Source organism: Streptomyces sp. S.PB5 (genome assembly GCF_030403745.1).
In the GTDB taxonomy this organism is placed as follows: Bacteria; Actinomycetota; Actinomycetes; order Streptomycetales; family Streptomycetaceae; genus Streptomyces.
In genome coordinates this window covers 1-16,829 of the sequence record NZ_JAQMWP010000042.1, presented here as the reverse complement: position 1 = coordinate 16,829, position 16,829 = coordinate 1, and the positions used below count along the sequence as shown (strand labels likewise).

General features: G+C 70.6%; 16 protein-coding genes and 3 pseudogenes. 7 read left to right on the top strand and 12 right to left on the bottom strand.

Features of this window, described 5'->3' with window-relative positions; all coding sequences use genetic code 11:
• Positions 1–75: 75 nt before the first annotated feature.
• The 3 genes from PH203_RS48705 to PH203_RS48695 all read right to left on the bottom strand — a co-directional run bounded on the left by PH203_RS48705 (position 76) and on the right by PH203_RS48695 (position 2,762).
• The gene (locus PH203_RS48705) at positions 76–201 is read right to left on the bottom strand and encodes a hypothetical protein (RefSeq protein ID WP_289929321.1); all 126 of its coding nucleotides are present in this window, start codon (positions 199–201) and stop codon (positions 76–78) included.
• Positions 202–404: 203 nt separating this feature from the next.
• Positions 405–866: a hypothetical protein gene (locus PH203_RS48700; protein WP_289929319.1), complete on the bottom strand. Its 462-nt coding sequence runs from the start codon at positions 864–866 to the stop codon at positions 405–407.
• Positions 867–1,361: 495 nt separating this feature from the next.
• Entirely contained in the window at positions 1,362–2,762 is a 1,401-nt protein-coding gene (locus PH203_RS48695) for an aldehyde dehydrogenase family protein (RefSeq protein WP_289929318.1), read from the bottom strand.
• Positions 2,763–2,820: 58 nt separating this feature from the next.
• Here PH203_RS48695 and PH203_RS48690 point away from each other — a divergent pair, with 58 nt between their 5' ends.
• Together PH203_RS48690 and PH203_RS48685 are read left to right on the top strand one after the other, a co-directional pair.
• Entirely contained in the window at positions 2,821–3,285 is a 465-nt protein-coding gene (locus PH203_RS48690; RefSeq protein WP_289929316.1) for a DUF1569 domain-containing protein, read from the top strand.
• Positions 3,278–3,886, top strand: a complete 609-nt coding sequence (locus PH203_RS48685) for a TetR/AcrR family transcriptional regulator (RefSeq protein WP_289929315.1) — start codon at positions 3,278–3,280, stop codon at positions 3,884–3,886. Before PH203_RS48690 ends, PH203_RS48685 begins: the two co-directional genes overlap by 8 nt.
• Positions 3,887–3,985: 99 nt before the next feature.
• Here the strand turns inward: PH203_RS48685 and PH203_RS48680 are convergent, their stop codons facing one another.
• From PH203_RS48680 to PH203_RS48670, 3 genes and pseudogenes are all read right to left on the bottom strand, one after another.
• Positions 3,986–4,615, bottom strand: coding sequence for a hypothetical protein (locus tag PH203_RS48680; RefSeq protein ID WP_289929314.1), 630 nt, complete (start codon positions 4,613–4,615; stop codon positions 3,986–3,988).
• 4 nt (positions 4,616–4,619) lie between these two features.
• Positions 4,620–5,354 carry a transposase gene (locus PH203_RS48675; RefSeq protein ID WP_289929313.1) on the bottom strand — a complete coding sequence of 245 codons (735 nt, stop codon included), beginning with the start codon at positions 5,352–5,354 and terminating at the stop codon, positions 4,620–4,622.
• Between the two features lie 195 nt (positions 5,355–5,549).
• Positions 5,550–7,382: pseudogene (locus PH203_RS48670) on the bottom strand (CHAT domain-containing protein); the annotation flags it as partial.
• 94 nt (positions 7,383–7,476) lie between these two features.
• Between PH203_RS48670 and PH203_RS48665 the strand changes: the two are divergent.
• Positions 7,477–7,710: a hypothetical protein gene (locus tag PH203_RS48665; RefSeq protein ID WP_289929312.1), complete on the top strand. Its 234-nt coding sequence runs from the start codon at positions 7,477–7,479 to the stop codon at positions 7,708–7,710.
• Between the two features lie 453 nt (positions 7,711–8,163).
• On the top strand, positions 8,164–8,787 hold the full coding sequence (locus PH203_RS48660) for a S41 family peptidase (protein ID WP_354671330.1): 624 nt from the start codon (positions 8,164–8,166) through the stop codon (positions 8,785–8,787).
• A 119-nt stretch (positions 8,788–8,906) separates the two neighbouring features.
• On the opposite strand, the pseudogene PH203_RS48655 reads toward PH203_RS48660, so the two are convergent.
• From PH203_RS48655 to PH203_RS48645, 3 genes and pseudogenes are all read right to left on the bottom strand, one after another.
• Positions 8,907–9,017 (bottom strand): annotated as a pseudogene (locus PH203_RS48655) (IS5/IS1182 family transposase); the annotation flags it as partial.
• 269 nt (positions 9,018–9,286) lie between these two features.
• The gene (locus PH203_RS48650) at positions 9,287–9,862 is read right to left on the bottom strand and encodes a peptidase inhibitor family I36 protein (protein ID WP_289929311.1); all 576 of its coding nucleotides are present in this window, start codon (positions 9,860–9,862) and stop codon (positions 9,287–9,289) included.
• A gap of 882 nt (positions 9,863–10,744) precedes the next feature.
• Complete coding sequence (locus PH203_RS48645; RefSeq protein WP_289929350.1) at positions 10,745–11,197, bottom strand: hypothetical protein; 453 nt, start codon at positions 11,195–11,197, stop codon at positions 10,745–10,747.
• A gap of 27 nt (positions 11,198–11,224) precedes the next feature.
• On the opposite strand from PH203_RS48645, the pseudogene PH203_RS48640 reads away from it, so the two are divergent.
• Positions 11,225–11,486, top strand: a pseudogene (locus tag PH203_RS48640) (TM2 domain-containing protein).
• A 68-nt stretch (positions 11,487–11,554) separates the two neighbouring features.
• On the opposite strand, the gene PH203_RS48635 reads toward PH203_RS48640, so the two are convergent.
• Entirely contained in the window at positions 11,555–14,101 is a 2,547-nt protein-coding gene (locus PH203_RS48635; protein ID WP_289929310.1) for a hypothetical protein, read from the bottom strand.
• A gap of 446 nt (positions 14,102–14,547) precedes the next feature.
• Here PH203_RS48635 and PH203_RS48630 point away from each other — a divergent pair, with 446 nt between their 5' ends.
• The gene (locus PH203_RS48630) at positions 14,548–14,673 is read left to right on the top strand and encodes a hypothetical protein (RefSeq protein WP_289929309.1); all 126 of its coding nucleotides are present in this window, start codon (positions 14,548–14,550) and stop codon (positions 14,671–14,673) included.
• 3 nt (positions 14,674–14,676) lie between these two features.
• Here the strand turns inward: PH203_RS48630 and PH203_RS48625 are convergent, their stop codons facing one another.
• Positions 14,677–15,549: an alpha/beta fold hydrolase gene (locus PH203_RS48625; RefSeq protein WP_289929308.1), complete on the bottom strand. Its 873-nt coding sequence runs from the start codon at positions 15,547–15,549 to the stop codon at positions 14,677–14,679.
• Between the two features lie 124 nt (positions 15,550–15,673).
• On the opposite strand from PH203_RS48625, the gene PH203_RS48620 reads away from it, so the two are divergent.
• Positions 15,674–16,093 (top strand): MarR family transcriptional regulator, encoded by a 420-nt coding sequence (locus PH203_RS48620; protein ID WP_289929346.1) that lies wholly within the window; start codon positions 15,674–15,676, stop codon positions 16,091–16,093.
• A gap of 235 nt (positions 16,094–16,328) precedes the next feature.
• Here PH203_RS48620 and tnpA read toward each other — a convergent pair whose 3' ends face one another.
• Positions 16,329–16,745 (bottom strand): IS200/IS605 family transposase, encoded by a 417-nt coding sequence (gene tnpA / locus PH203_RS48615; protein ID WP_289929344.1) that lies wholly within the window; start codon positions 16,743–16,745, stop codon positions 16,329–16,331.
• Positions 16,746–16,829 lie beyond the last annotated feature (84 nt).

The window sequence follows — 16,829 nt, the reverse complement described above, 5'->3', positions numbered from 1 at the left end:
AGGGACGCAGCGTGATCCGGTGACGGTCACCTCACCGGATCAGGAACCGGATCACGTTGGTGCCACGGGTTCCGGTCAGGGGCCCTCGTCCTCGACGTCCTCGATCCGCACAGTGCCGGATGGCACGGCGATGTCGGCGAGACGCACGGTCGGGCTCTGCTGGCCCGCGACTGCGGTCTCGGACTTCGACAGGTGCGCCATGACAGGCCCTCCCTTCTTTACTCGGTACTGCGGCCCGGACGGTTGCCCGGTGCCGGTAGTCGCACCGCGCCCTTTGGGTACGGTGGTCGTGCCCGGACCTCGCCGGTGCTGCTGGCTGGGGCCGGCTTCCCGTCCGCCGGAACGGGCAGTTGGAGACCCGGCGCCGAGCCAGTCAGCGCCGGTGGTACGGGGCCAGCGAGGTGTCAGCCGGTTCGCAGGCCTTGCAGCAGGGCAAAGCCGAAGGCTCCGACGAGGGCGACCAGCGCCATGGGAATCGCGGTGTGGGTGAGCCAACTGCGCGGCGGTGGCTTCGGGGGCGCGCTCATGTGCGGCTGCCGCGGTGCTCGTCGACGAGGCGCTCGACCTCCGTACAGGCCTGGACCGGCATCTGTGCGGCCGCGGCCGGGTGCCGAAGTCCTGGTGCCGGGGGCCGGGTCCACCCCCACACCGAACCCGACCACGATCATGTGCTCAAGCAGCCCGAACCCATACCCCACCCACTGGTCCAGGCGCTCCCTGCGCAGCTGACGCTCGGAGCGGTTCCCGCCGCGGCCGGCGGCGGAGGTCTGGCCGGGCACACAGACGCGCATCGACGACATCGTCAGCCGTCTGGAGACCTTGCCGCTGCGGGAGGCGGTGCGGCACACCCAGTGGTGCCGGGTCACCGGCGCGCGGCAGATCCTCGGCTGGCTCCAGCAGTTTCCCGGCGCCTCCTGGCAGCAGCGGTGGAACGCGAGTCCCGCGGCGGCATCGGGAGTGGAGCCGGATGGCGGCCGAGTGGATCGCCACAACGAGCTCGGGAGTGACCGCGCCGATCGTCGGCTCAGGGCTGGTGGGCCCCGTCCTCGCCGACGTGCTGCGACCGTCTTTGTCCTGGCAGATGGCACGGCGGGCGCGGCACATGCAGGAGCGCTTCCTGCTCGTGCGCGACCCCGAGGGATTCGCGGGACTGCAGAGCCTGGTCGGCCAAGCCCGCTGGGCTTCGCTGACTGGACGCCGAGCCCGAACCGTCCCGCGATGCGACCCATCAGGACCTCAAACGCGGCCTGCTGTCTTCACACCCTGGTGATCACCGGTGGCCGCACCTGTTCCGGGCCAGCCCAGACCAGCAAGATCGAAAACAGCAATTCTCCCGGACACCCGCCGGTCCTCGGGCCCGGTCACAGGAACCGGCGCAGCAGGCGCTCCTTCCGGCGGGTGAACGGCGGATAGACGAGCCGCAGCACGTCCGGTCGCAGCGGCTTGTCCAGTACCGCCTTGGTGTGGCTGAAGGTGTCGAGGGAGTGCGGCCCGTGATAGCGGCCGACTCCGCTCTCGCCGACGCCGCCGAACGGCAGGCCGGGCACGCTGAGATGGGCGTTCGGGATGCCGAAGGCCAAGGCGCCCGAGGAGGTCTCCGCGGTCAGCCGCCGCTTGGAGTGGCGGGAGGCGGTGAACGCATACAGGGCGAGGGGCTTGTCCCGCGCGTTGACGAACGCGATCGCCGCGTCGAGGTCGGGGACGCGCACGATCGGCAGGATCGGCCCGAAGATCTCCTCGCTCATGACGGGCGCCTGCGGATCCACGTCGGCGAGGACCGTCGGGGCGAGGTAGCGGGTCGCGCGGTCGCGCTCCCCGCCGGTGACCAGCCGACCGCCGCCCAGCAGGCCGACCAGCCGGTCGAAGTGACGGTCGTTGACGATGCGGCCGTAGTCGGCACTGGCGAACGGCTCGGTGCCGTACATCTCACGGACCGCGGCGGTGAGGTGCGGCTCCAGTCCGGTGGCCGCCTCGCCGATCGCGAGCACGTAGTCGGGGGCGACACAGGTCTGCCCGGCGTTCATGAACTTGCCCCAGGCGATGCGGCGGGCGGCCGCCCGGAGGTCCGCGCCCGGTTCGACGACGGCGGGGGACTTGCCGCCGAGCTCGAGCGTGACCGGCGTGAGACGGCGGGCCGCGGCGGCCATCACGACGCGTCCGACGGTGCCGTTGCCGGTGTAGAAGATGTGGTCGAACGGCTGCTCCAGCAAGGCGGTCGTCTCCGGTATACCGCCCTCGACGACCGCCACGGCGCTCGGGTCGAGCGCCTGCGGCAGCCGGTGGGCGAGCGCGGCCGAGGTCGCGGGAGCGAGCTCGCTGGGCTTGACCACCACGCAGTTGCCCGCGGCCAGCGCACCGACGAGCGGCGCCAGCGCCAGCTGCAGGGGGTAGTTCCACGGGCTGATGACCAGCACGGTGCCCAGCGGCTCCCGTACCGTCCGGGCCCGGGCCGGGGCGAGCGTCAGGGGCACGGAGACCCTGCGCGGGCGCAGCCAAGGGGCGAGATGGCGCAGGGTGTGGTCGATTTCCTTGACGACGAAGCCGATCTCGGTGAGACGGGCCTCGGTGGCGCCCTTGCCGAGATCGGCGTGCAGGGCGGCCGCGAACTCGGCCTGGTGTTCCGTCAGCATGTCGCGCAGCGCGTGCAGTTGGGCCCGGCGCCAGGAGACGGGGCGGGTGAGCCCGGTGGCGAAGACCGTGCGCAGTCGGGAGACGGTCTCGTCAGCGGCGACGGCGGGCTGGAGGCGGGAGTCAGGATGCATGCCACGGAGCATATACGAAACGAAATCCTTTCGTTTCGTTATCGAGTACACTCGCCGCATGACCACCCGTATCCCCGTCCCGCCCCTCGCCGAGCTCACCGAGCGGCTGCCCGAGCGCCTCGCGGTTCCCGAGTCCGACCTCCTCGCGCCGGACAGCACCTGGAACCTCTCCCAGACACTCCAGCACTGCGCCCAGACCGTCCGCTACTCGGTGACCGGATACCCGCGGCTGAAGCCCGCGCTGTTCCGGGCCACCGCGGGCGCCCTGGCCAAGCGCGTGTTCCTGAGCCGGGGCGCCACGAAGCACGCCCTGGACGCGGAACTCGACGGTGCCCCCGCCCTCGACCCGCACCTGCCGGCCGCCGAGGCCGCGGCGGACCTCTCGGACGCGGTGGCCCTCTTCGGCGGCCACACCGGTCCGCACGCACTTCACCCGGCCTACGGCCGCTGCACCCACGACGAGTTCGCGCGGCTGCACGCCATGCACCTCGCCGAGCACCTCCCCGGTCTGGCCGATGCCTGAGGCCGCGCCGCGCCGGGGCCGCCCCCGTGACGCAGCACGGGACCGGGCCCTGCTGGAGGCCGCCCTAGCAGTCCTGGCCGAGAGTGGCTACGGCGGCCTGACCACCGCCGCCGTGGCCGCCCGGGCCGGAGTCTCCACCGCCACGCTCTACCGCCGCTGGTCCTCCAAGGAAGCCTTGGTCATCGCGGCCGCCGCAGCGCATGCCGAGGACCTCGTGAAGCGGCCCGACACCGGCACCCTCGAAGGGGATCTGCGGGCCCTGCTGAGGGACAAAGCCGCGAGCCTGACCGGGGAGAGCGGGCGGCTGATGCGCGCCCTCGTCGGTGAGGCCGCGCACAACGATGCCCTCGCCGAGGCCCTCGCGACCACGTTCCTGGCCCCCGTGCGCAGCCGCGTGGAGGAGGTGGTGGCGCGGGCCGTGGCCCGGGGGGACATCCCACCTGTGGACGACACCGGCATCCTCGGCGACCTGGTCGCCGGCCCGGTGATGAGCCACTTCCTGATCACCTCGCAGGCCCCGGACGAGGTGGGACCCGAGACCGCCATGGCGTGGGCCGACCGTCTGCTGCCCTTCGTCCTGCGGGCGCTGGGCTCCGGCTGAGCGTCGGGGGAACGTCCGGCGCGCGTCGAGCGGGCCAACCCATGGGCTGGCGTTTCGTCAGAATACCTACCGGTAGTTCGTTAAATCCGGCGGTAGAGGTCAAGGCGGTGGCCGGCGGTGACTGCGTCGATCAGGGCCTGGAGCTCGGAGGGTGGGTCCTTGTCCGTCCAGGCTTGCCACCACCGGTTCAGGGAGACGGCGGGGGCGAGCCAGGAACGGACGGCCCGTAAGGCCCAGGGCCAGCAGGGCAGTTGGTGCTGGTGGGGTGCGGCTGGGCCCCCTCTCTGGCCCGTCATCAGGGCACAGGTCCGGCGCGGTGGCGTCCAGTGGTCCGGGTGGGGTGAACCACTGGTCCCAGCAGAAGGAGAAGGCGCAGTTGACGAGGGTCTGGTGGCGGCGGACTGCGCGCTCGGAGCGGACCTGGAAGTCGGCCCAGCCGAGTTCATCCTTGATCTGCTTGTAGCTCTGCTCGATCCACGGCCGCAGCCCGTAAAGCCGCACGATCTCGGCGAGGTCGGCCGGCGGATGCGGGCCGGTGGCGGCGGGGGGCGCGTCGGGGTGGGGCAGGTTGGTGGCCAGGAACCCGGTGGCCTTCTCCGGCAGCCGGGCTAGGTCGGTGGTAGCCACCACCAGGCGGCACGGGGAGTCAGGGCCGTAGCCGCCCAGGCGGGCATCCGCGGCCCACCAGGTCTCGCTGTGCCCGTCGCGGAAGCGGCGCTCAACCGGCATCCAGTCACCCGGATGTTCCGGGTCGGTCCCGGCCAGGGCGCGGGCGGCATCGATGGGGGGGCGGCTGGTCGGCCCGGGCCCAAGTGCCGCGGTGCGGCCTCAGCGCCACGACGTAGGCCAGGTCGGCCGCGCGCAGTGCAAGGTACCAGTCGTCGCTCACGGAATAGGCGCAGTCGGCGACCTCCGCCCGGCAGCCGAAGTCCGCCTCCTTGCCGCGGACCGCGAGGGCGGCGGACAGTTGCGGTTTGGTGCGGAAGGCCGGGTCGGACCGGCCGCGCGCGAAGTGGTGGGCGGGCGTGTAGGGCCGGGCGTGCAGCGGGTAGTACACGCGGCCGTCGGTCCACACCGTGGTCACCGTGACGATGCCGTTGTCGGTCTTACCGTACCGGCCCAGCCATTGCCGGCCCACGTGCGCGGCGGCCGTGCCGTCCTTGCGGTCCCCGGAGTCGTCGATCACGATGACCCCGCCATCGTGCGGGGCCGTCGCCGACTGCTCGCGCAGCAGTTCAAGGCGCCGGTCGTTGACCTCCTCGGCCTCCCAGGGCGACTCGGACAGGAAGAACTGCAGCCACCGCACCCCCGGCATCCCCGCACCCGTCACCGGCTCCGCCCCGGCCAGGCAGGTGATCGTCTTGTTCCGCTCCCGCGGCGCCAGCAGCCCGACCAGATACTCACGAAACCCCCGCCGCTGGGCCAGGCTGAAGAAGAAGTCGTCGAACCGGGCCGCATACTCCTCCAACGGCCCCGGCGCAGGCGGACACGGACGGCGAGCAGTCATCTTCCACCCCCAACAAGGCAGTTGGCCCCTGCCACCGGCCTACGACCACCCTGACCTGCCGTCAACCCACACCATCGCCGGACTTAACGAACTACCGGTAACGGACCCCCTGATGGGTTCGGCGGTACGTTGCTAAAGCCCCTCACCGCCTCCTGGTCATGCCGCGCCGAACGCCGTGAAGGCCCAACCCGTGGCCCGGTGTAAGGCATCGTCCGGGAGGGCGGCGCGCGCGTCGCGCACTGCTTCGGCCAGGGAAAGGCCGGCGGCCAGTCCCTTGTGCAGGGCGAGCATCAGCGGCACCACGGCGGCGTCGTTGACGGGTGCGCTGCTGGCCACCACGCCCGCCGTGCCCAGCGGCAGCAGGGCGGTGACCAGGGCGAGGAGTTCGTCCGCGCCGACCGAGGTGAGCCGGGCGGTCTCGCAGCTGGACAGGATGATCCGGTACGGGCTGCGGTCCAGGCGCTCGAAGTCGTGCACGATCAGCGGGCCGTCGGCCATCCGCAGCGAGGAGAACAGCGGGCTGTCGGCGCGGAACGTGCCGTGCGCGGCGATGTGGGCGAGCGCCGCACCGTCCAGCTCTTCCAGCACGCGTGGCACGAGTGCGTCGCCGTCTTTCAGCAGCTTCGATGTGCCGTAGCGGTCGGCGAGTTCGGGCATCTCCGCGCCGCCGTTGGCCAGCCCCGGTCCGCGGACCAGGACGTGGCGGCCGCCGGGCGGCGGCTCGGTCTCGCGGGCGCTCAGCCAGCTGCTCGCCGACGGCGACACGCTCAGCACGCGTTCGCGCAGGCTGGGCAGCAGCGCCCACGGCACACGGTGCAGGCGACTCGGGGGCACGATCACGACCGGTCCGGAGCCTAGGTGTGCGACGGCCGGACCGAGCAGCAGCTCTTCCAGGCACTGGCCTGCCTCCTCGACCAGAGGTAGCCGTGCCTGTGCGCCCGGGTGCACGAGCCGCCGCAGTCCGGCCTGCACATGCTCGGCCTCCGCTTCGGCGTCGGTGAGCCGCCCCGCCTCGAACCGCCGCACCCGGCCCTGCCCGCACAGCAGCACCTGCAACCGGCCGTCGATGACGGTGAGTTCCAGGAGACGTGTGTCGTCACCAAGCCGTTGCAGCAGCCGCTCCGGATCAAACCAGGCGAAGGCGTCGGGTGTGTCACCGCGCAGGTGCAGGGTCCGGGAGCGGATGTCCCGTTCCAGGAGCCGTTGCTCCCGCTCCAGGGCAGGGATCGGACGGCCTTCTCTGCGACCCTCCTCCGCGCGTGCCGCGATCTCCCGGAACGCGGTCAGGCTGCTTTGCAACACGGGATCGGCAGGCGGCCGGGGCGGCAGCGCGGTCAGGACAGCCCGCCGGCGCTCGCTCCAGATGAGCAGCCGGCGCGGGCCACCGGAGGCAAGGCTGGCCTGCTGGGCCAGTTCGGCCAGTTCGGCTCCTCGTGCGGCGGCGCGGAAGCGCAGTTCGGAGGCGCCTAGCGTCATCTGATGGTCGTGGAGGACACCGAGGCCGCGCCGACACGCCTGCAGGACGCCCCGCCCCGAGCCGGCCGTACGGGCACGCAGTGCCTGCGCGGTCCATCCGGTCATCCGGGCCAGTGGCGGTCCGCTGTGCCGGGAGCGGGCGGCGACGGCCAGATGCCGCTCCGCGTCCGCCGTCCAGCCCAGGCCGAGCGCGATCCGGCCCGCCAGCAGCCAGGCCTCCGGGGCGGCTGGAGCGCCGAAGGACGCCAGCCGCTCGGCCACCGCCGCCGCGTCCGCGACCAGGCGCCCCGAGCGACGCCCGGCGGCCACCCGCGACTGCAGCAGCACCAGCCGGGCGTGCGTCTCCCACCAGGTGCGACGCTGCCCCGCGAACAGCCGGACCGCCAGCGCCGCGCGCGCGATCGCCGTGTGCGAATCACCGGCCAACAGGGCGGCACGCGCGGCCAGCAGCAGAAGCTCCGCCTTGCGGGTGGACTGCCCGCCGATCTTGTCGAGTGCCTCGATCGCCGAGTCACGGCACCAAACCCCGCAGAAGAGGCTGACGAGCGACACAGAGGACCAGCACACTGAGCGCATGCGCTATGAGGAGACAGCCAAGCTCACGGCCGTGAAAACCCTGGTCCCGCTGGCCATCCTTGTCGCCTCACCAGTACTGCTGATAGCAGGAGCACCCATACGCCGCCGCTATCTCCGCTACGTCTACCGTGATGAGGCCCCGCAGCTCATGGACAAGAAGCGAGGTTGGGTCAGCGCCCACTACTTCGTGGTCACCGACCCACTCACGCAGTGGCTCTGCTGGCCCACAGAATCTCTCGCCCGCATCATCGAGCGCCGAGGTTAAACGGCAAGCTCAGTGCTTGTTTCTCATCTTTGAGCTCATCAGCGGATGATCGTTAACGTTAGGGTTACGTCCTGTGACGAGAACCTGGGGACGGATGGGTCGGGGACGTCCGCTGCGCATGCCAGCATGTGCGGCACTGGCCGGAGTGGTCGTCGCAGCGACGGGATGCACAAGCGGTGCGCAGGATTCGGCTGGTGACGACATGGCCCCCGCGGCGCGGACGTACTTGTCGAAGGCGCTGAGCATCATGGAAGAGCACTCATTGCTCCGTCACCAGATCGACTGGGAGAACCTTCGAAGCAAGGCGTTCTCGCAGGCTCGCGGGGCGCAGAAGCCCGCGGATACCTACGGGGCGATCGAGTCGGCGTTGGGGGCTCTGGGCGATCGGCTTCCTCCGACCCGCCGCAGGCCCGTTCCCTGAAGAACGGCATCGGGTACGTCGCACTGCCCGGCGTGGACGGTTCCCAGAAGACGTACGACCATTACGTACGGCAGGGCCGGGCCGCCGTGGCGAAGGCGGACGGGACGGGAGCCTGCGGCTGGGTGGTGGACCTTAGACCAGAGACGGGCGGCGGCATGTGGCCCGTGCTCGCCGTGGCCGGGCCCATCCTGGGCGACGGCACAGCGGGCAGTTTCGTCGACGCGGACGGTAAGAAGTCCGTGTGGTCGATCAAGAACGGTACTCCGTACCTGGACGGCAAGTCACAGGGATGGAGCACCGGCGGCCGGCGCCTCGCCACCAGCGGGCCACCGGTCGCCGTGCTGACCGGCCGGCGGACGTCCAGCGCGGGCGAGGCGGTCGCGGTGGCCTTCCGCGGACGCCCGGGCACCCGCTCCTTCGGCGAGCCCACCTCCGGCGTCCCGACAGGAAACGCCTCCCACCGCCTGTCCGACGGAGCCACGCTCTTCATCACGCAGGTCAGGGACGCGGATCGCACGGGCCGCACCTACGACGCGCCGATCCCACCGGACGAGGAAGTCATCAAGGATCCCCGCCCGGTGGCCCGCCATCAGGACGCCGTACTGGACGCGGCTCAGAACTGGCTGAACAAGCAGGCTTCCTGCCGACACCGGTGAACCGCTGCGCGGTCACTTCGGAGATTCCTGGCCGAGAGCCACGCTCTCCGAGGCGGTCAGCCGTCGGCAGCGGCCGGTTTCCTCAGCCAGCTGGGGGTGGCGCCTTCCCCGGCGAAATGCCTGGTCATCAGAATGATGGCGGCCCAGCTGATCAGCATCTGGGAGTGCTGGACGAGCCATTCGTAGTCCCTCGCGTGGCGGCGGGCGTGCATCATCCACGCGAGTGACCTCGGTTCTGGCGTCCGCACTTCCAGCGGAGCAGGGCGGCCAGGTGCCGCTGCGGGGGCATCTGCCCGATCACCTTCCAGCACTGGGGTGTGACGCCGAACGCGGCGCCGCACCCTGTCGTGCCGGTGCGGCGCCGCGTCGTTCAGGCCGGTGATGCGGTGGGATTGTCCGGCCCGGGGACCGACAAGCCGGGCCCCGTGGCCGTGGTGCGATCGCCGGCCGGCCGGCGATCGCAGGCGCCTTCGGGCTTCTCGGGCGTTGCGGGCCCGGGCTACGCGTACAGCTCGATCACATCGGCCCGGTCATTGTTGTCCACGCCCACATTGGACTGGGAGGACCGACCCGGCCCGCCGAAGATCCATACCAGTTCGCCGCCGACCCAGTCCTTGGCGACCATCCAGGCACCCCCGGTCTGGTTGTTGAAGAAAGAAGTGATGTTGTCCCGCCAGCCGGTACCGTCCGGCATCTTGTAGCCGCCCAGGTCGTAGGTGCCGTAGTAGTAGAAGTCCAGGCGATAGCCGTTGTACTGGTCGTGCTGCCACACACAGGCATAACCCTCCCGGCAGTCACTCATCCCGGCAGCCGCGCGGGTCGACGCCAGGACGGTCATCTCCACGCCCGGCTCCAGGCGCACCCGGTCCTTCCCCACCCGCTCAGCACCCTCGTTGTGCCGCAGCAGACCCGCAATCTGCCGCTCCAACCTGACATCCGCCGCCTGCACCGACGAGGCCGTGGGCGCCGGCGCCGCGACCGACGGCGAAGCCACCGCCGTGGTCAACACCGACACGGCCACCAGCCCCAGTGCCAGCGAGGCACAGCGCATCCGCAACGACTTCAGCGAGTTCATGTCTCTCCCTTGGATGGGCCCACAGGTGGGGCCAAAACCGTTGTTCCGGCGACACCCTCATGGCAAGTGGCGTTTCTCGACCCGCACCAGGCGCTTCGAGCACGGCCGAACACCACCGGTCAACTGGTCACTTGTATGCTGATCACTCAATATCCGGGGCGCTGGCGCCCAGCCCCAGCCGTCCCCGGCCGCCAGCGCAAGGCTGCCGGGAGCTACTTCTTCAGCAGTTCCTCAAGCTAGAAGCCCGGCCCGCCACCACAGCAGGCGACGCTCTCCGTCCGGCCAGCGCCAGCGGCCGGCGCGGGATGCTCCCGCGAGCACCACCGCCAAGGCCACGAACACACCGAGAACGGCACTGCGCCTCGCATCTCCTTGCCGAAAGAGGGAACCTGAACCAGCACCAGCACCTGCGCCGGCGGATGCCCCTGCACTAGAAGCTCCCCGTGCCACCGCAGCAGGCGACGCTCCGGGTCGGACCGGCGCCGGCCAGCACCACCACGGCAACGACCTCCGCCAACACGCCAACACGGGCCCTGCGCACGCTCTCCTCCCTCACGCCACGCCGAACCTGCCGAGCCGACAGCAGACCCCTCACCCCCGACCCGCCGCCGCAGCAGGCGACGCCAGGATCGTGCCCCCACTCCACGACCAGGACCGCTGCCGCACCTCGATGCTCACGCACACCACTGCAAGCAGGCAAACACTTCGAACCCTCTCAAAAAGCCGCGACCGGAAAACTGCCCGGGAAGTGCCCACCTCGGGACCTGACCACAGCAGACGACGGCCTCCGCCGGACCACAGCCGGCAGGAAATGCTCCCGCGGCCGGGGCTACCGCCTCGGCGACCACGGGCTCCTGCCGCCTCGGCCCGTCCTGGCGACAGCTACACAGACCGTTGCCACCTGAACGGTGCCAGGGACTGGCCGATGCCTTGCCCGTTCTCCCCGACGATGCGCTGCGGAACGGCCAGGTCCTCGTACGCGAACAGGCGCGTCAAGGACAACGGGTCGTCCTTGGCACAGACAGCGGCAACCGTGTCGATGAGCCGGTCGTACCCGGCTCCTGCCTTGTCTTCGTACGCTGCGGTCATACGGCCCCATTCGTCCCAGGGCAGCGTCTCCAGCTTGGACAGCGCGGCGAAGTCTCGGACGGCATTGCCGCTGATCTCGGCCCATCCCCAGGCGTGATCGGTGCCGGCTACCCCGAACATGTCCGGGTCGATCAAGCCGCTGCGGTACTGGACCCATGCCTCGCCCCCGGTCACCAACTCGCCGGGAGCAAGGTCCTCTGGGCGGTCGACGTGGCCTGTGCCGAGGATCTCGGAGTCGATACGCACCCAGCACGCCAGCCAGGAGCGGTTGACATAACCGTCCCCTCTCCCGAGGCCCCCTTCGGCGTGGACCCACAGGGCCGCCCGTACTCCGACACGTCAAAGATCGTCGCGGGCATCCTCCAGATCATCCTCGGCGGCCTCGGCGTCGGCTGCTGCTATGCCGGCTCCGTCGGCGTGGGCCTGGCGCAGTTGTTCACCTGCGGTGGCCTCGGCAACTGGGTGCTGGTCGACGGCGTCCTGTTCCTCACCGGCAACGACCGCCGACACGCAGGGCGGCGTCCTGCGCGGCTGAGCCCGGCACACACCCGCAGGGCCCCGCTCCTGGACGGCGCGGGGCCCTGGTCGTCGGGGGCCGCAGCCCTACCAGATGCCCGTCGACCACAGACCGCGTCCGTGCGTCGCCACCAGCAGCCGGCCGCCGTCGTCCGAGACGTCCAGGGAGACGATCCCGGCGTTGGGCAGGGCGCCGGCGAGGCGGTACCAGGTGCGGCCGCCGTGCCCGGCGGGTACGGCCGCGAAGACGCCCACGGCGGTGCCGACGACGACATGGCCGTGCCAGAGGGTGAGCGCCCCGACCGGGGCGTCCGGCAGGTCGCCGGTGCGGTCGGTCCAGGTGGTGCCGCCATCGGTGCTCTCGAAGACGTGGCCCTCGCCCGCGCCGGAGACGTACGACTCGGTGAAGCCGCCGTACGTGGCCCAGACGTGGTCGGCGTCATGGGGGTCGACCGTGAGCGAGGAGACGTAGCGGTTGGGCAGCGGTGCCGTCAGCCGGTGCCAGGTGCCGCCCGCGTTGGTGTCTATGCCGCTGGCGTACTGGGGGCCGCTCCAGTCCTCCCAGCCCGCGTAGGTGACGGAGCCGTCCACCGCGAGGGCCGTGATGGAGTGCTTCGCACCGGTGTCGTGGACGCTGCGCCAGTCGCAGGAGGTCGCCGTGCACCGCGTGTCCCAGCCCTTGCCGCCGTTGTCCCACACGTACCGGCCGCCGGCGACCCAGTGGTTGAGGTCGCTGACGTCGGAGGTGTAGGGGGCGATGAACTCGGGGCCCGGGTCGCAGCCGTCGAGCTTGGCGTTCCAGGCGCAGGCCGGGGAGATGTTCGTGTAGGACGGCGTCGTGCCGTCGGAGCGGCCGCCGTTGGTGGTCAGCTGCATGTCCAGGTCGATGTACTCGTTGACGGCCCGGTCGGCGTTCTTCGGGTCGACGAGGACGTAGCCGCCGTCGCCGCCCGAGGGCTGGTACAGCTCGCGCGCGCCCGGCAGGCCCAGGACACTGCCGTTGTCCTGGGTGCCGCCCCAGGTGGACAGGGCGCCGGTGGCCGGGTCGCGGCCGTAGGCGGCGTCGTAGTACTGCAGGGTGCGCAGGTCCTGGTTGAGGTTGGTCCAGCCCTTGGAGGGCAGCAGAGGGTCAGGGTGCAGGGTGGCGGAGCGCTCGTAGACACCGCCGTCGTTGCCGAAGTAGACGCGGTGGTCCGGGCCGAAGGCGATGGCGTGCTGGTCGGAGTGGGTGGTCATGGGGCAGCCGCCCGCGATCAGGCCCTGGGTGTAGCACGGCAGGCCGAAGTTCCAGTACGGGCCGATCGTCGCCCAGGTCTTTCCGGCGTCCCAGCTCTCGAAGACCTCGGAGAACGCCGCGTAGACGTGGTCCGCGTCGGCGGGGTCCACGGCGACGTACTGGTTGTACCAGGCGGCACCGGTCGGCTCGCTGTTCTGCGCGCCCGCCGCCTTCAGGACGTCCTCGTCCGCGACCGTCGTCCAGGGACCGGCCGCGTCACCGGTGGCCGAGCGGAAGACGTCGCCGTCGTCGCTGCCGTTGGTGGCGTCGCCGACGACGGCGAACAGTTCGTGGCCGTCGGCCGAGTAGGAAAGGGACGAGCGGCCGGGGACGACGTCCGCCAGGTCGCCGGCCGGTGTGACCTTGTGCCAGGTGCCGGGCTTTCCGAAGGCGTCGGACTCGTAGACGCCGTTCGCGTCGCCCTTGGCGTAGAACATCCGCGCGATGACGGCCACCACCTGCCGCCCGCCGGTGTCGGGGCGTACGGCGACGTCGGTGGCCGCCGAGGACATGCGCGTCTCCGGGGCGCCGGGGGCGAGCGCGACCGTCCAGTCGGAGGTGATGTCGTCGGCGTCACGGCGCAGGACGCCCTCGTCGGTGGCGGCGTAGAGGTGTCCCTGGCCGTCGAAGGTGATCCGGGAGACGACACTGCCGTCCATGCGCCTGCCGACCTGTTTCCAGGTGCGGCCCCGGTCGGTGGAGCGGTAGATGCCGAGGCCCAAGTAGGCGTCGCCGGAGGTGCTGGGCTCGCCGGTGCCGATCCACAGGGAGTGGTCGGCCGGGTTCACGGCCAGGGCGCCCATGGCGAGGGTCTGCTGATGGTCGGACAGGGGTTTCCAGTGGCGGCCGTCGTCGTCCGAGCGCCACAGGCCGCCGTCGGCGGCGCCCTCGTACACCGTGTGCCCGTCGACGGCGAGCGAGGAGACCCGGCCGCTGTTCAGGCCGAAGCCGGCGCCGAAGTTCGAGGCGACCGGGTCCGCGTACCGCGTGTCCTCCGGCTGCAGAGGCACGTTGGTGACCTCCGACCAGCGCGTCGGCAGGGCCGGCAGCCGCCCGGCCTGCCGGCGGGCGTCGACCAGCGCGCCCGGCCCGACCGTGATCCCGGGGGCGGCCTTCATGCGGTTCTGCTGGGCGAATCCGGCGGTGGGATCGTCCCGGTCGGTGCCGCCGCCGTCACCGGCGTCGTTCGCGACCAGGGAGTGGACCGCGGTGTTCACCGTAGGGTTCACCGGGCCGGGCCTGAGGTGGTCGTGGGGCCTGGCCGGCGACGCCGCGTCGGCGCGGCCGGCCACCAGGAGCAGGGCGCAGGCGGCGACCACGGCCGCCCGCGCGCCCCGCGGGGGATGGGCGAGGTTCATGCCACTGATCACACAACCGGGCAATGAACATTTGAGTGATCACGCGGCAATGATCCGGCAAAGACCATTCCTCTTACCCGGCAAGAAAGTTGACGGACCCTCAGATAGTCCGTCCCGCACCGTCACACGCACCGCACCCCACCCTGCCGGCCGGCGACCGGACCGCCGCGGCCACTACCCCCTCCCCCGCCCGTGTTGACCGTCTCGATGAACGCCAGCCGCTCCGATCGCGGTAGGGTCCGGGGGGCCGCATCGCACGCCGTCGGCGCGGGCCCACTCCGCTGGCCAGCCGGCCCGGACCGCATGTGCGTGTCAGCAGCCATAGAGCGTGACGTCAGCCGCCCATCACTCGTTGAACCGGCCGGCCAACGAAGTGCACCCCAAGACCCCGGCCACGCGTCCTTGGGTTCTAGGGGTCGTCGCAACACCCCAGCTCAAGGGGTGCGATGGACTTCGAGGTCCGCAAGGTGCGCTCGGGGCAGGGGCCCAGGAAGCTCCATGCTGAGCGGGCGGAATACTTCCGGCTCGTGAAGGCGGGATACACCAACAAGGAAGCGCCCGGGGCGGGCTGAGACTCAGTCACCGGACCCTTCCAGGAAGCCGGCGAGGCTACGGTTCGCCCCGGGCGGGATGGCGTGCGGAAGCGCGTGATGGGACACATCCGGCAGCACGGTCGTTGCGACGCGTGGCAGCAGCGCCTCGGCGCGGGCGGCCACCTTGGAGGGGTCATGGGTCCTGCTGTTTCCGGCGAGGAGCAACAAGACCGGCAGGTCCAGGCCGCGCAGGGCCTCCGGTGCCGGGCGCGGCCCGGTTACGGGTCGCAGAGAAGGGAAACCGGCGGCCGCCTCTTGGAGGGCGAGCGAGTCGGGATCGAGGGCGGAGCCTTTGGTCTCCCACTCCAGGAAGGCGCGGACCCGGCGGGGTGTGTTCCGCAGCAGCATGGGCAGTGCGTGCAGCAGGTAGGCCGGGCTGAATGCGGCGAAGCACTGGGTCGGGTCCACAAGGGCCAGGCGGCGTATCCGGTCGGGCGCGCGCATGGCGTGATGCAGCGCGATCCAGGCGCCGTACGAGTGTCCGCCCAGGTCGGTCTCGGCCACTCCGAGGCCGTCGAGGAGCGCGTCCAGCCAGGCCGACAGGTCGGCGACCGTACGGGGGCGGCGGTCGCCGTCGGGAGTGCTGCGTCCGGGGGCGCCGATCAAGTCGACGGCGAACACCCGGTGGGTGCGGGATAGTTCGGCCGCCTGCGCGTACCAGGACGCGGAGGTTGCGCCCCCTCCGCCGGGCAGGAGGACGAGCGAGGGTCTGTCGGCCGGGCCGCATACGTTGACGTGTGTCGTGCCGAAGGGCGTGGCCACGGTCGCCGTCTCGCGAGCGGCAGGCCACTTGGTCATGACCTTGTCGTAGGCCATAAGAAAGTTGTCGGCGTCGTACGTATCGCGAGCGTTCATGAACGGCGACTCCTCTATTATCTCGCCCAGCAAGATACTTGTTGAGCGAGATGATACGTGGAGGTGGTCCGTGCCCGATCAAGAGGGTGAGGAACTCGTCGAACGAGCCCAGCCGGGACCCGAGATGGAGATCGTCCACCTGCTGCGCGCGGTAGCCGTCGACCTGGGCAGGCACAGCACCCGGTTCGCACAGCGCAACGGCATGCACCCCACCGACGTGCGTGCGCTGATCGCCCTGATGGACGCCGCCCGCGCCGGCGAGGAGACCACAGCAGGGCACCTAGGCACCGCTCTCGGGCTCAACTCGGCAGGAACCACAGCACTGGTCGACCGCCTGGAACGGGCCGGGCATGTGCGGCGGGTGCGCGATGCGCGGGACCGCCGCAAAGTCACCATCGAAGTGGACGAGCGGGCGGTCGCCCTCGGCTGGTCCCACTTCGGACCGCTCATCGATCGGGCGGTGGACCTGCTGCGGGAACACGACGAGCGGGAACTGGCCGCGATCAGGGGCTTTCTGACTGGGATGCGGAAGGCAGCGGGCTAGGATGTATCTCGAATATGCTGGCCACAGCCACTCCGTAAGTTGTTAGGCGGCCCGGGAGGGCCGGGTGTGGCTTACAGGGAGCCCTTTCCAACCTGGCTGCGGCAGGGACCCAGCAAGGCTGTCTCGCTGCGCGGTTGACGGACCTGCAGGTGATGGAATTTACCGGGTTTCTTGCAGAAAGCCCCGGCGTTCACGCCGGGGATGAATGCATCTCAAGGCTGCTCTGACGTGCACGTTAGAGCGGACGTTTTTGCTGCTCGATGTACTGGCGGACGATCGCCAACGGTGCTCCTCCGCACGACGCGGAGAAGTACGAGGGCGACCACAGATGCCCGTGCATGATGGCGCGGTTGATCCGGCCGGTGAACTCCTGCCGTATCCGGCGGGCGGAGACGCCCTTGAGGCTGTTGACCAGCTTCGAGACGGCGACCTTGGGCGGGTAGTGCACCAGTAGGTGGACATGATCGCCTTCGCCGTTGAACTCCTTCAGCTCCGCTTCGAAGTCCTCGCACACCTTGCGCATGATCTCCTCGCAGCGTGTCAGCATCTCGTCGGTGAACACCCCACGCCGATACTTCGTCACAAAGACCAAGTGCACATGCATCGCCGAAACCACGTGTCTTCCACGCCTGTAATCATTCGATCCATCCATGAGACCAATCGTAGTAGGATCTTGAGTGTGCAGCTCCGCTACAACTATCGGGCCTACCCGGATGCCACCCAGCGCCGTGCGCTG